Origin of the sequence: Microbacterium sp. EST19A, from assembly GCF_019969685.1 — a bacterium.
Classification (GTDB): Bacteria; Actinomycetota; Actinomycetes; order Actinomycetales; family Microbacteriaceae; genus Microbacterium.
Map to the genome: position 1 here is coordinate 1,791,002 of NZ_JAHXYZ010000001.1, position 13,532 is coordinate 1,804,533.

At 69.2% G+C, this 13,532-nt stretch carries 15 protein-coding genes; 14 read left to right on the top strand and 1 reads right to left on the bottom strand.

All coding sequences use genetic code 11. The features are described 5' to 3' along the window. The first annotated feature begins 63 nt into the window (after nucleotides 1-63). From LC452_RS08885 to LC452_RS08930, 10 genes are read left to right on the top strand one after another with little or no spacing between them, the layout of a single operon-like run. A complete protein-coding gene (locus tag LC452_RS08885; protein ID WP_223624269.1) occupies nucleotides 64-726 on the top strand; it encodes a GntR family transcriptional regulator in 663 nt (220 codons plus the stop codon). Nucleotides 727-768: 42 nt separating this feature from the next. Next, complete coding sequence (locus tag LC452_RS08890; protein ID WP_223624271.1) at nucleotides 769-1,566, top strand: MBL fold metallo-hydrolase; 798 nt, start codon at nucleotides 769-771, stop codon at nucleotides 1,564-1,566. Nucleotides 1,567-1,596: 30 nt separating this feature from the next. Continuing rightward, nucleotides 1,597-2,382: an NAD(P)-dependent oxidoreductase gene (locus tag LC452_RS08895; RefSeq protein ID WP_223624273.1), complete on the top strand. Its 786-nt coding sequence runs from the start codon at nucleotides 1,597-1,599 to the stop codon at nucleotides 2,380-2,382. Next, complete coding sequence (locus LC452_RS08900) at nucleotides 2,379-3,368, top strand: phosphoglycerate dehydrogenase (protein WP_223624275.1); 990 nt, start codon at nucleotides 2,379-2,381, stop codon at nucleotides 3,366-3,368. The genes LC452_RS08895 and LC452_RS08900 overlap by 4 nt, the downstream gene beginning before the upstream one ends. After that, nucleotides 3,365-4,171 carry a hydroxypyruvate isomerase family protein gene (locus LC452_RS08905; protein WP_223624277.1) on the top strand — a complete coding sequence of 269 codons (807 nt, stop codon included), beginning with the start codon at nucleotides 3,365-3,367 and terminating at the stop codon, nucleotides 4,169-4,171. The genes LC452_RS08900 and LC452_RS08905 overlap by 4 nt, the downstream gene beginning before the upstream one ends. Next, nucleotides 4,168-4,836: a hypothetical protein gene (locus tag LC452_RS08910; protein ID WP_223624279.1), complete on the top strand. Its 669-nt coding sequence runs from the start codon at nucleotides 4,168-4,170 to the stop codon at nucleotides 4,834-4,836. The genes LC452_RS08905 and LC452_RS08910 overlap by 4 nt, the downstream gene beginning before the upstream one ends. Then, nucleotides 4,833-6,059 carry a 3-oxo-tetronate kinase gene (gene otnK, locus LC452_RS08915; RefSeq protein WP_223624281.1) on the top strand — a complete coding sequence of 409 codons (1,227 nt, stop codon included), beginning with the start codon at nucleotides 4,833-4,835 and terminating at the stop codon, nucleotides 6,057-6,059. Before LC452_RS08910 ends, otnK begins: the two co-directional genes overlap by 4 nt. Next, nucleotides 6,056-6,694, top strand: a complete 639-nt coding sequence (locus LC452_RS08920; protein WP_223624283.1) for a class II aldolase/adducin family protein — start codon at nucleotides 6,056-6,058, stop codon at nucleotides 6,692-6,694. Before otnK ends, LC452_RS08920 begins: the two co-directional genes overlap by 4 nt. Continuing rightward, nucleotides 6,691-7,368, top strand: a complete 678-nt coding sequence (locus LC452_RS08925; protein ID WP_223624284.1) for a substrate-binding domain-containing protein — start codon at nucleotides 6,691-6,693, stop codon at nucleotides 7,366-7,368. The genes LC452_RS08920 and LC452_RS08925 overlap by 4 nt, the downstream gene beginning before the upstream one ends. 22 nt (nucleotides 7,369-7,390) lie before the next feature. Then, nucleotides 7,391-8,377, top strand: coding sequence for a nucleoside hydrolase (locus tag LC452_RS08930; RefSeq protein ID WP_223624287.1), 987 nt, complete (start codon nucleotides 7,391-7,393; stop codon nucleotides 8,375-8,377). Nucleotides 8,378-8,440: 63 nt separating this feature from the next. On the opposite strand, the gene LC452_RS08935 is transcribed toward LC452_RS08930, so the two are convergent. Further along, entirely contained in the window at nucleotides 8,441-8,857 is a 417-nt protein-coding gene (locus LC452_RS08935) for a hypothetical protein (protein WP_223624288.1), read from the bottom strand. A 172-nt stretch (nucleotides 8,858-9,029) separates the two neighbouring features. Between LC452_RS08935 and LC452_RS08940 the strand changes: the two genes are divergently transcribed. The 4 genes from LC452_RS08940 to LC452_RS08955 all read left to right on the top strand — a co-directional run bounded on the left by LC452_RS08940 (nucleotide 9,030) and on the right by LC452_RS08955 (nucleotide 13,516). Continuing rightward, complete coding sequence (locus tag LC452_RS08940) at nucleotides 9,030-10,346, top strand: MFS transporter (RefSeq protein ID WP_223624289.1); 1,317 nt, start codon at nucleotides 9,030-9,032, stop codon at nucleotides 10,344-10,346. A 7-nt stretch (nucleotides 10,347-10,353) separates the two neighbouring features. Then, nucleotides 10,354-10,653 (top strand): YgjV family protein, encoded by a 300-nt coding sequence (locus LC452_RS08945; RefSeq protein WP_223624290.1) that lies wholly within the window; start codon nucleotides 10,354-10,356, stop codon nucleotides 10,651-10,653. Nucleotides 10,654-10,668: 15 nt separating this feature from the next. Further along, nucleotides 10,669-11,631 carry a nucleoside hydrolase gene (locus tag LC452_RS08950; RefSeq protein ID WP_223624292.1) on the top strand — a complete coding sequence of 321 codons (963 nt, stop codon included), beginning with the start codon at nucleotides 10,669-10,671 and terminating at the stop codon, nucleotides 11,629-11,631. 274 nt (nucleotides 11,632-11,905) lie between these two features. After that, nucleotides 11,906-13,516: an ABC transporter substrate-binding protein gene (locus LC452_RS08955; protein WP_223624294.1), complete on the top strand. Its 1,611-nt coding sequence runs from the start codon at nucleotides 11,906-11,908 to the stop codon at nucleotides 13,514-13,516. Nucleotides 13,517-13,532 lie beyond the last annotated feature (16 nt).

A 13,532-nucleotide genomic window follows, 5' to 3' on the forward strand; every position in this document is an offset into this window, starting at 1 on the left:
AGTCCCCCCGGTCCCTGGGAAGACGGCCGATACTGTTCGAGGGACGGAGTGTAAGGAGACGATGTGGCCGGGCGATCGACGAAGCAGCCCATCGCCGACCGTATGTACGATGTGCTGCTGCATCAGTTCATGTCGGGGGAGCGAGCGGCAGGGCAGAGCCTGAACATCGGGGCCCTCTCCCGCGAGCTCGATGTCAGCCAGACGCCTCTGCGCGAGGCGCTCGCCCGACTGGAGCACACCGGACTCGTCCAACGTGAGGCATTGCGCGGCTATCGCGTCGCCCCTGTCATGACGCGTGCCGAGGTGGAGCAGCTGGGTGAAGCGCGTGTGCTGCTCGAGCCGCGCCTCGCTTACGAGGCCGCCCAGCGCGCCACACCGGAATTCCTGAAGGGACTTCGGGAGGCCGTCGAGGACTTCTATCGATCGGCCAAGGTCGCCGACACCGAGACCGAGAGCTTCGATCTGTACTGGCGGAGCGACGCCCGCTTCCACACGATGATCGCCGCGCAGTCCGGCAACGCTTTCCTGGAGTTGTCGTACGCCGCTCTCGGTGGGCAGATCCAGCGCTTCCGTCTATTCTCGAAGGTCGGCCGCACGGGAGCGGTCAGTGCGGCGCCGGAACACGATGAGGTCTACGAGGCCATCGCCGCGGGTGACGCGGACAAGGCTGCCGACGCGATGCGCCGTCACATCATCGGCGCGACCGAGAGGCTTCTCGACGCCTGATCCCTCGGTGCAGTTCTCGGTGTTTGCGCTATACTATTTTTTATGCGAGCGCAGAACAGCGAGGTCACGCCGACGACGGAGACCGGAACGACGGGATCGTCCGGATACGTCGCGCGTCCGCTGATCGACGGATTCCCCGGGAAATCGAGCTCCCACGGCGCGTTCGGCTGGAGCAGTCTCTGGCTCCTCGATGACGGCATCCGCCGAGTGCTCATCGACGCCGGTCAGCCCGCCTACGTCCCTCTCATCCACGCCGGCCTGGAGAGATACGGGCTCACGACGGATGACGTGACCGACGTGCTGCTGACCCACATGCACTGGGATCATGTCTCCAACTTCCCGATGTTCACGCACGCGACCACCTGGGTCAGTGAACGCGAGCTGCGCTGGGCGGCGGATCAGCCGGCCGGTACCCCCTTCATCCCCGACCTGCATGTGCAGGAGCTGCTCCGGCGTACAAGCGGTGTCGCGCGGATGTCCGGCGGACAAGAGGTGCTTCCCGGCATCCACGCCATCGACAGCCCCGGTCATACTCCGCATCACCTCGCCTTCTATCTCGAGCGCGCCGATGAGCAGCGCGTGTTCGCCGGCGACGCGGTGAAGAACGTCTACGAACTGGCCTCGGGCCGTGTCGACTCGACACTCGACGCGGACGCCAGCGTGGCCACCATCGGCGCGCTGCGTTCGCTCTTGACCGACACCGGAGCCACTCTCGTGCCAGGACACGACGTGGCGCTCCGCTGGGAGAACGGCGAAGCGCGGCGACAGCATCCGCAGCGTGCGGCGATCGGCTACTTCGCCGATGCGACCCACGGCGAAGAGGACCGCAGCATCGGCTGAGTGCCGATGACGCAGGAGGAGAACACGACGATGACGACAGTTCTGTACACCGGAGGCACCGGGCGGATGGGCCGGGTGATCCGCGAGGGTCTCGCCGCCCGGTACGACCGGGTCGTGCTGTTCGCGCGCTCCGCGTCGGATGAGCAGCTCTTCCCCGGCGAGGAGATCGTCGTCGGCGATCTCGCCGATCTGGACGGGCTCGCGACCGCCGCCGAAGGCGTCGACGTCATCGTGCACCTCGGCGGAATCGCCGACGAGTCCTCGTTCGACGACATCCGCCGGGTCAACATCGACGGCACCTACAACGTCTACGAAGCGGCGAGACGGGCCGGCGTGCGCCGGGTCGTCTACGCGAGCTCCAATCACGTCGTCGGGTTCCATCCCGCGAGCGAGGTCCTCGACGAGAGCGCACTGCTCCGGCCGGACACCTACTACGGCGTCTCGAAGGCGTTCGGCGAGGCGCTCGCCAGTCTCTACCACGACAAGTGGGGGATCGAGTCGGTGCTCGTGCGCATCGGCACCTTCCGCCCGCAGCCCGAAGACGTCCGTCAGCTCGCCCTCTGGCTGAGCTGGCGCGACGGCGTCGAACTGTTCCGCTGCGCGATCGAGAGTGCGCCGGTGGGCTGCCAGGTCGTCTACGGCTGCTCGGCCAACACCGGCCGCTGGTGGAACGGCGACGCCGGCTGGGCCGCCATCGGATACGTGCCGCTCGACGACGCAGCGGATCACGCCGACGGCGTCGATCTCTCCGCCCCCGCACCCACCCTGCACGGCGGCGCTTTCGCCGCCCCCGACTACGAAGGAGGGATCTGGTGACCTCGACCGACTCCCACGATGTGCTGATCACCACCGCGTTCCTCGAACCCGGCGACGAAGTGGATCGGATGCTGCGCTCCGCAGGTCTCACGACCCACCATGAGCCCGAGCTGGCGCAGCTCTCCCCGGCGGACCGAGCCCGGACGCTGTCCGGCGTGCGCGCGATCATCGCGGGGACCCGGCCGCTCGGCGAGGACGACCTCGCGCTCGCGACCGACCTGCAGCTCATCGTGCGGACGGGGGTCGGCTACGACAGCGTCGACGTGCCGGCCGCCACCGCACGGCGGGTACCCGTGTGCGTCACGCCCGGCGCCAACCGCCAGGCCGTCGCCGAGCACGTCTTCGCCCTCGCGCTGGCCTGTGCCCGGCGCATCCCCGAGAACGTGAGCAACCTGGCCGCGGGGACATGGCAGCAGCTCACGGGCCGGGAACTGCACGGATCGACCCTCGGAATCCTCGGACTCGGATCGATCGGCAAGGCGGTCGCGACGATCGCCGCCGGCTTCGGCATGAACATCGTCGCCTACGACCCGTACTTCGACGAGGGATTCGCCGCGACCCACGGCATCCGTCGCCTCGGTCTCGACGAGCTGCTGCGCGAGGCCGACTTCGTGACCCTGCATCTCTTCCTCGACGAATCGACGCGGAACCTCATCGACGCCTCCCGTCTGGCTCTGATGAAGGACGACGCGGTACTCATCAACACCGCGCGCGGCGGCATCGTCGACGAGGACGCGCTGGTCGACGCCGTGCGGAACGGGCGCATCGGCGGCGCCGCCCTCGACGTCTTCGCGGACGAGCCGCTGGGCGCGTCGAGCCCGCTCCTGCACACCCCGGGCATCCTCGCGACCACCCACGTCGCCGGCGCCACCCGCGAGGCTCGAGGCGAGTCGGGCCGCATGGCGGCGCGCAACGTGATCGGCGCCCTCGGCGGCGCGGCCCCGGAATTCGTGGTCAACCCGCAGTACAACGCGGTGTCCGCATGATCATCGAGACGTCGTCGGGCCCGGTGCGCCTCGCGGCCAACCTGAAGTGGATGTTCACCGAGGTGCCGTTCGCCGAGCGCTTCACCGCCGCCGCCCAGGCGGGCTTCACCGCGGTGGAGTTCGCGTCGCCGTACGAGCTCGCGCCCACCGAGGTGCGTCGGCTGCTGGACGATGCCGGGCTGGCGCAGATCCTCATCAACACGCCGGCAGGTGCTCCGGGTTCTCGCACGGCCTCGGGTGCCGCCTACGTGCCCGGAGCGCGACAGAAGTTCCGCGACGGCGTGCTGCGCGCGCTCGAGTACGCGGCGGTCCTGGACGCCCGCGTCGTCCACGTCATGGCCGGCATCAAGCCCGCCGAGGCCGATGCCGAGTCGGCCTTCGCGACGTACGTGACGAACATCGCGTGGGCGGCCGAGCAGGCGCGGGGTACGGGAGTGCGTCTCGCGCTGGAGGCGATCAACAAGCGCGATCAGCCCGGCTACGGGCTGGCATCGATGGAGACGGCGGCGGCGGTCGCGGAGGCCGTCGATCCGGATGTCGTCGGCGTGCTGTTCGACGTCTATCACGCGCAGGTCGACCGCGGGAACGTCATCGAGCGCTTCGAGCAGCTGCATCCCCTGGTCGCACACGTGCAGATCGCCGACAACCCGGGGCGCGGTGAGCCGGGCACCGGCGAGATCGCCTACGAGCGCGTGCTCGCCCGCATCGCGCAGAGCGGCTACGCCGGCTGGATCGGATGCGAGTACGCACCCGTCGCCGGTACCCGTGAAGGCTTGTCCTGGATCGAGAGGAGCATCCGATGACCGACCACAGAATCGCGCTCATCAGCGCCACGCCGCTCGCGATCGCGCCGGCCGCGGCCGCGATCTCCGCCGCCCTTCCCGGCGCGACCGTGTGGAACCTGCTCGACGATCGACTGCTCGCCGACGCCCGCACCGCGGGGGGCATCACCGGAGCGCTCGCCGCCCGGATGGACGGCCTCATCGAGATCGCTCTCGCGGGCGGCGCCGACGGCGTGCTGCTCACCTGCTCCCAGTTCGGTGATCGTGCCGACCGGCGCGAGCGCGAGGTCGACGGCGCCGCCGTCCTCTCCGCCGACGGTCCGCTGTTCGCGGAGGCCGTGGCCGCCGCACCCGCCCGCGTGCTGCTCGTGGCCTCTCTCGAGTCGGCCGCGGATGACAGTGCGACGCGGTTGACGAGCGCCTTCAGCGAAGCCGGGTCATCCGCGCGCGCGCACACCGTCGTCGTCCCCGAGGCGGCGGTGCCTCTTCCCGCGTCGGCGCTCGTCGACGTGCTCGCGACGGCGATCTCCGGCGTCGAGGAGCCGTACGACCTGGTCGTGCTCGCCCAGTACTCGCTCGCGGAGGCCGCGGGTCCCCTCGCCGAGCGCTTCGGTGCGGTGGTCCTCGACGGGCCGTCCGCCGCCGCACGCCGACTGACGGCCGCGCTCGAGGAGAGTTCTCGATGATCGGCGTCATCGCCGACGACGTCACCGGGGCGACCGACGTGGCCGCAGCCCTGCGGCGTGCCGGCCTGCGCACCCTCCTCGCACTGGGCACCGACATCGCCGAGGCCTCGGTCGACCCCGACGGGATCGTCATCGGTCTGAAGACGCGGTCGCTGCCCGCGGACGAGGCCGTCGCGCAGAGCCTCGCCGCGCTCGCCGTGCTGCGGGAGCGGGGAGCCGATCGCATCTACATCAAGTACTGCTCGACGTTCGACTCCACGGCCGAGGGCAACATCGGCCCGATCACCGAAGCGGTCGCCGAAGCGCTCGGCGCCGACCTGGTGGTGACGACGCCCGCCGCGCCCCTGCACGGTCGCACCGTCTACCGAGGCCACCTCTTCGTCGGCGACGTCCTGCTCGCAGAGACCCACATGCGCGATCACCCCGTGACGCCCATGCGCGACTCGTCGGTCCTCCGCCTGCTCGCCGCCCAGTCCGCGCACCCGGTCGGGATGCTGCCGCTCGAGGTCGTGCAACGAGGTGCCGACGCTGTCCGAGAGGCGATGGATCGCGCCCGCGCCGACGGCATCCGGCAGCTCATCGCCGACGCCGTCACCGACGCCGATCTCGCCGTGCTCGCGGATGCCGCCGGAGACGAGCTGCTCGTCGCGGGGTCTGCGGGCCTCGTCGGGGCGCTCGCCCTGCGCGAGACGGTGGCCGGCGAACCGGCCCCCGAACCCCCTCCCGGCCGCACCGCGATCATCGCGGGCAGCTGCTCTCGCCGCACCCTGGAGCAGATCGACGGGTTCATCGCATCCGGGCTCCCCGCGTATCGCGTGGCTGCCGAACCCGACGACTCCGCCGAGGATCTGGCCGCCCGCGCCCTGGAGTGGTGGGACCGTCAGCCGTCCGATGCATCGGCGCTCATCTACTCGTCCAGTCCCGCCTCGGAGCGTCGCCAGGAGGTGCCGGGCGCCGGCGAGCTGTACGAGCGCACCGCCGGTCTCGTCGCCGCGGCGCTCGCCGATCGCGGCGTGACACGGATGCTCATCGCCGGTGGCGAGACCTCGGGTGAGGTCATCCGGTCCCTGGGTACGGCCGTGGCCGTCGTGGAGGAGGAGGTCGCGCCCGGCGCCCCGTGGATCCACGACGAGAAGCGCGACGTGCACCTCGTGCTCAAGTCGGGGAACTTCGGCGACGAAGACCTGTTCATCGACGTCGCGCGGCAGGGGACGCGGTCGTGAGCGCGGAAGCCCGCCGCGCGATCGAGCGCGTCGCGCACTCCATCCACCGTCGGGGCCTGACCCACGGGCGCACCGGCAATCTCGCGGTGCGGGAGGGTGAGCGTGTGCTCGTCACCCCGACCGGCGTCAGCCTCGCCGACATCGACGCGGACGGACTGTCGGTCGTGGCTCTCGACGGCACGCACATCGACGGACCGCCGCCGACGAAGGAGGCGTTCCTGCACGTCGCGATGCTGCGGGTGCGCCCCGAAGCGCACGCGGTGGTGCACACCCACTCCGTCCACTCGGCAGCGGTGTCGTGCCTGTCCGGCATCGATGCCGATGATCCGATCCCGCCGCTCACGGCCTACTACGGCATGCGGATCGGGACGCTGCGGATGCTTCCCTACTTCGCGCCGGGCGACCCGGCCGCGACGAGCGCGGTCGAGGAGGCCGCACGCGCGTCGCACGCCCTGCTGCTGCGCAACCACGGTCCGGTCGTCGCCGGCGTCGACCTGGACGCAGCGCTGGATGCCGTCGAAGAGCTCGAGCACACGGCGCAGCTCTTCCTCCTCACCCGCGGCCTGGCCACGGCTCCCCTCACCCCGGCGCAGCTGAGCGCGCTCGCTGCTCCCTCCGGAAGGACTCACCCGTGATCACCCTGTACAGCGGTCTCGTCGTCAAGAACCCCCTCGTCGAGCAGGTCATCCCCGCCTTCGAACGCGAGACGGGCACCCGCATCGAGGCGACGTTCGAGCCCACCACCGTGCTGCTCGACCGCATCGCCGCGGGGGAGCGCCCGGATCTGGTGCTGGGGGTCTCGTCGGCGGTGACCGCTCTCGCGGCCGACGGCGTGCTGGACCCGTCGCGTACCGCGGAGATCGCCGTGTCGGCCGTGGGGTTCGCGCGGCTCGCCGGCTCGCCCGCGCCCGCCGAGGCGTCAGAGGACGCGTTCCTCGACTACCTGCTCGCGGCCCGCGCCGTGGCGTACACGCTCAGCGGGGCGAGTGGCCTGCACTTCATGAAGGTCCTTCGCGAGCGCGGACTCCTCGAGCGCATCGACGAGCGAGCCGTCCGCTTCGAGAGCGGCTTGACGGTCGACGCGGTGCTCGACGGCCGTGCCGACGTCGCCATCCAGCAGATCAGCGAGCTGCGGTCGGTGTCCGGCGCACAGATCGTCGAGCCGATACCGCACGGCCTGCAGTCGTACGGTCGCTTCGCCGTCGGCGCCCGTCCTGGGGCGGGCGAGGATGCCGCGCGGTTCGTCACCCTCTTGACCGAGACGTCGGCGCAGGACGCGTTCGCCGCCTTCGGGCTGTCCCGTCCCTGACCCCTGTACGAGGAGAACACCCATGAGAAAAGTCGTGGTCGACACCGACACCGGTGTGGACGATGCCCTGGCCCTGATGCTGCTGGCCGCCGACCCCGAGGTCGAGATCGTTGCGGTGATCAGCGTCTTCGGCAACACCACCGGAGAGCGTGCCGCCGACAACGCCCGCTACGTGCTGGAGACCTGCGGGCGCCAGGATGTTCCGGTCTACCGGGGCGCGGATGCCCCTCTGTTCCAGGAGCTTCGCCTGAATCCCGGCATCCACGGCGAGGACGGCTTCGGCAACACCGGTCTGCGCCCGGCCAGCCCCGTGGCGTCGGAGCCTCGCGGAGTCCCTGTCCTGCTCGACCTGCTCGATGAGCACGAGGGAGAGCTCGACTACCTCGCGCTCGGTCCGCAGACGAACCTCGCGACCGCGCTCGATGCGGAGCCCCGGCTGCTCGAACGGCTGCGGTCGACCACGATCGTCGGCACGCTCGGACCGGCGCTGTACCACGACACCGCGCCCTGGGAGGATCGCCGGTTCCGCGTCTCGCGCGACCCCAACGTGTCCTTCGACATCGACGCCGCGCGCATCGTCGCCCAGCATGCGGGCGACGTCACCTGGTGCGGACCGTACGTCACGCGCCAGGCCCTCGTTCCCGAGGACTTCTTCCTCGACATCGCGTCGAGGACCGGCTTCGCTCCGGCGCAGCTGATCACCGAGATCAGTCGGGACTACGCCGGGTTCTACTCGCGCTCCTACCCGCAGCCGGAAGGTCGACGCGTCATGGGCATCAACGACAGCATGGCGGTCGCGAGTCTGCTGCATCCCGAGCTCGTGACCGGCGCGGTCATGCGCCCGCTGGAGACATTCCTCGATCCCGAGACGGGTGACCGCTACCTCGCCGGAGTGCATCCGGTGAAGAACGAGACGCGGCCTGTTCACCGGGTCGTGTTCGACATGGATTTCGACGGTGTGCTCGAGCGCATCGGCGAGGTGCTTCGGCGTCCGCTCCCGTGGCGCTGACGGTCTGAGAATGCGGCCCGCGCGGCGGCCCTCGCACGTCGAGCGTCGCCGCGCGGGGGCAGCCTATTCGTAGGTGCGCGCCCGCACCCAGGGCATCGGCAGCAGATCGCCCGCCTCGACCGACACGACTCGGCCGCCGCCTTCGTCGGCGAGGGTGCGGATGCCGGGGGCGATCGCCGGCACGACCTCACGGCACACGCCGCAGGGGTTCACGACGACCGCGGTGCCGTCGGCTCGCAGTCCGACCGAGACCATCACCTCGATGGTCTCCTCGCCCCCGATCCTGGCATTGGCGAGAGCCGAGCTCTCGGCGCAGACGCTCACCCGCGGGGATCGCAGACTGAGGCCGAGATAGACCTCGCCCGATGCGCCGCGGGCAGCGGCGGCGACGCGGTGGGCGTCGGCATCATGCGCGCGCACGAGGAGGTCGGATGCGGCGTCGATGAGCTGCGCATCGGAGTCGCTCAGCGGAGATCTCACGTGATTCCTCTTTCCATCATCGGGGAGAATATTGCTATAGTATAGTCAGAATCGGATCGGCTTCCCGTGATGCGAGCACCCTGCTGTACGACAGGACTCGGCCCATGACCAGGAGTTATCCGCACGCACAGGTCGATCGCCCTCCGCCCCGGAGGCAGAGCAAGGGAGCTCCATGAGCACTGAAGAGATGGTGGCCGCGAAGCCGCCGCAGTTGACGAGCAAGGCCAGCAAGACAGAGCGCCGGAACCTCCGGGCGCTGAGCTGGGGACACGCACTCGAATGGTACGACTGGGCGATCTTCGGACTGCTGTCGGTCTATCTCGGCGCCGCGTTCTTCCCTTCGGACAGTCCGCTCGCGTCGACCCTGAACGCGCTGGCCGTGTTCGCCGTCGGCTTCGTCGCACGTCCGCTCGGCGGTGTCGTGTTCGGGTTCGTGGCAGATCGCTTCGGACGCAGGAAGATCATGATCGGCGCGGTCGGTGCCGTCGCGCTGGGCAGCTTCATCATCGGAGTGCTGCCCGACTTCCAGACCATCGGCGTGGCCGCCCCGATCATCGTCGTCCTCGCGCGGCTCCTGCAGGGGCTCTCCGCCGGCGTCGAAGCGCCTCTCGGAACGGCGTACGCTCTCGAGCTCGTGCCGAACCGGCCCGGCTACGTCGCCGGCTTCTTCGCGTTCTTCAACAACCTGGGCAACCTGCTGGCACCGCTGTCGATCTTCTTCATCAGCCTCCTCCTCGGCCCGGCAGCACTGGCCGCCTTCGGCTGGCGCATCCCGTTCCTCATCGGCGGAGTGTTCGGTCTGCTCGTGCTGTGGCTGCGTCGCACCCTGCCCGAGACACTCGACACCGCGGCGATCCGCACCGTCGGTGCGATTCCCACCAAGGAGAACTCGGTCTGGCGCGATGTTCGCAAGTACTGGTTGAGCGTGCTCGCCGCCGTGTTCATCGTCGGCGCGATCCAGGCGTACAACTACACGTGGATCGCCGGGCTCCCCAACCTGGCGAACGGCACCTTCGGCGAGGACCCCACCGCGGTGTTCGCCATCACGACGGGAATGGGCATCTTCCTGACGGTCGGAGCCCTGGTCCTGAGCCGCATCCTCGACAGGTTCCCGATGTCGCGGTGGTTCGTCGTCGCGCGGCTGCTGGCCATCCCGACGATCTTCCTCGCCCTGCTGTACTCGCAGCCGGGGGTCGGAACGCTCGCCGGCGTGATGTTCGGCGGCGCCATCGTGCTGCTGCTCAACATGACGATCTTCGTCGTCGTGGCCAACTCGCTCCTGCCGCAGCACATCCGAGGAACCGCTCTCGGGCTCGGATACGGACTCGGCGTGGCCATCTTCGGCGGCACCGCCTCGTACCTGCTGCTCTGGCTGCAGAGCCAGGGGATGCTGTGGGTGTTCCCGATCTACATCGCGTCCCTCTGCGCGATCAGCGTCGTGCTGTACATCGTCGCCAAGCGCCGCAACGGCCTCTTCGTGGGGAAGTGACCCGCTGATGGACGTCTGGCGTGAGGTCGTCGGCTGGGCCGGCAGTGCCCTCCTGATCGTGTCGCTGCTCCAGCCGACGATCTTGCGCCTGCGATGGGTGAACCTCGGTGCCTCTTCGCTGCTCATGGGTTACAACCTGCTGCTCGGCAGCGCACCCATGGTCGCCCTCAACATCACCTTGATCCTGATCAACTGCTGGTACCTGTTCCGGGCGGCACGTGCTGCCCGGGCCGCTCGCGCCGCCAGCGCGACGACTTCGGAGACCTCGGAACCCCGTGAAGCGTCCGACCGGCGAGTGCGCCGGTAGGACAGGAGAGAAAGCATGGCTATGGAACGACTGATCATCGACACCGACCCGGGAATCGACGACGCGGGTGCGCTGTTCTGGGCGCTCTCGTCCGACGCCTTCCAGATCGAGGCGCTGACCACGGTCTTCGGCAACGTGCGGGTCGAGACCGCGACGGCGAACGCGCGAAAGATCGCTCACCTGGCCGGGCGTCCCGACCTTCCGATCTGGCAGGGATCCGCTCGGCCGCTGGTCGGCGAGCCGCACTACGCAGAGCACATCCACCGCCCCGGTGGCGTGGGCTATTGGGAGTACCCCGACCCTGCTCCGGACGCCGATGTGCCGACGGACGCCGTGCTGCGGATGATCGACACGGTCATGTCGTCTCCCGGCGAGGTCACCATCATGGCGCTCGCTCCGCTGACGAACGTCGCGCTGGCGATCAAGCTCGAGCCGGCGTTCGCGCGCTCGGTGCGCCGCATCATCTACATGGGCGGGGCGGCTCTCACCTGGGGCAACGTCACTCCCGTCGCGAGCGCCAACATCTACAACGACCCGGAGGCGGCCGAGATCGTCATCAAGTCCGGTGCTCCGCTCACGCAGGTCGGCCTGGACGTCTCGCGCAGCTTCGCTCTCTCGCCGGACCATGTCGCCGCCCTCTGGGAGTCGCAGTCGCCGATGGGCCGCGCGCTCTGCGAGATGATCGGGTACCCGGATCGCCACGATGACACCACCGAGATGCCGGAATGGAAGACCGAGGGCATGCACCTCAACGATGTGCCGTGCGTCGCGTACGCCCTCAACCCCGACTGGTTCACGGTGCGTCATCTGCACGTCGACGTCGAGCTGCACGGAGAGCACACGCGCGGGCAGACGGTCGTGCAGATGATCGATCGGTGGCAGGGGGAGCCCAACGTCGACGTGCTCTTCGACATCGACGGGCAGGCTGTCGCCGATGCGCTCTGCGCATCCGTGATCGCGTTCAGCGACCGTCACTGACCGAGGAACGGTTCGCCATCGGTCCGCCGGCCGATGGCGAACACCGGTCCGATCGCCGCACGGCGTCGGTCACGTTTCGGTAACGGACGACCCCTTCTGTTGCGCCCATGAGTCCCTCCTGTTTCACTCCTATTACAACTTTCAATTTCTACTGAAGTTTCATTGATTGTTGAAGCGCCGCGATCTAGCGTGCTGGGAACACCTGCGAAATCCCGCAGGTATGAGCCCGCCCACACTCGATGCGGCACCGTCAGGTGTGGCTCAAGGAGGAGTTATGCACAGCACTGCAAGACTGATGATCGCCGCGTCCGCGGTCCTGGCACTGTCGCTCGCGGGTTGTTCCGCGTCGTCGCCGGACACGGATGACGCCGGCGACGCCGACCCGATCCGCTTCGCCGTCGAGAAGCCCGACAGCCTCGTCCCGGCCAACCAGTTCACCTCGTACAACATCGTGATCGCGTTGTTCTCGCCGCTGACGGCGATCGACGACGCGGGTGAGATCACGAATGTCGCCGCCGAGTCCGTCGAGTCCGACGACGCGAAGCTGTGGACGATCACGCTCCGCGACGGCTGGACGTTCCACGACGGCACCCCCGTCACCGCTCAGGACTACGTCGACACCTGGAACCACGCCGCCTACGGGCCGAACGCCTGGGTCAACGGCGCACAGCTCGCCGGAGTGGTCGGCTACGCCGACATGAACCCCGCCGAGGGCGCCGAGCCGACCGCGACCGAGCTCGCCGGGCTCACCGTGGTCGACGACCTCACCTTCACCGTCGAGCTCAACGCTCCGGACCGGCAGTTCCCGCTCCAGCTCACCGCCGGGCAGACCGGCCTGTACCCGCTCCCGTCCGAAGCGCTCGACGACATCGACGCCTGGGAGAAGGCGCCGGTCGGCAACGGCCCGTTCGCCCTGGTCGACGGCTGGTCCGACACCGACCCGATCGAGACCGTCGCCTACGAGGACTACGCGGGCACCGAGCCGAATGTCGGCGCCGTCACCTTCGTGCCCTACCTCGACACCACGACCGCCTACACCGACGCTCTGGCCGACCAGGTCGACATCGTCGCCATCGCCGGATCGCAGGTCGCGCAGGCGCGCACCGACTTCGGTGACCACGTCTACGAGCTCGACGCCCCCGGTGTCGACTTCCTCGGATTCGACCTGACCGATCCGCGGTTCGCGGATCCCCGCATCCGACAGGCCATCTCGATGGCGATCGACCGCGAGGCGATCAACGACGCCATCTTCGGCGGATCCCAGGTGCCGGCGACATCGCTCACCGCGCCGAGCATGCCGGGCGACCCCGAGGGCGTCTGCGGCGAGTACTGCGAGTTCGATCCGGAGGCAGCCAAGGCGCTGCTCGAGGAGGCCGGCGGATTCGAGGGCGAGTTGGCGGTGCACTACATCGCCAACTGGGGCCAGGAGGACCTGTTCGAGGCGATCGCCAACCAGCTGCGCCAGAACCTCGGCATCGAGAGCGTCGTCGCGACCCCGTCGGTCGACTTCGCGGCCTTCGTCGACACCGTCGGCGCGCACGAGGTCAACGGACCGTTCCGCGCTCGCTGGGGTGCGCTGTACCCGAGCCAGCAGAACACGCTGACCGCGGTCTACACGGCGACGGGCGAGGGCAACTTCGGCGCCGGCGGCTACTCGAACCCCGAGGTCGACGCGCTGATCACCGAGGCGAACGCGGCCGCCACCTTCGACGAGTCCTCCGAGGGCTACGTGAAGGTGCAGGAGCGCATCCTCGAGGACTTCCCCACGGTGCCGCTGTTCGGCAACCGCTACCTCTACGTCACCTCGGATCGCATCTCCGACCTGTCCACGGTGTCGGGGAGCGTCGACCTCACCAAGGTCGTCACCGACTCCGCGGCATCCTGATCCGACAGAGAGAGAA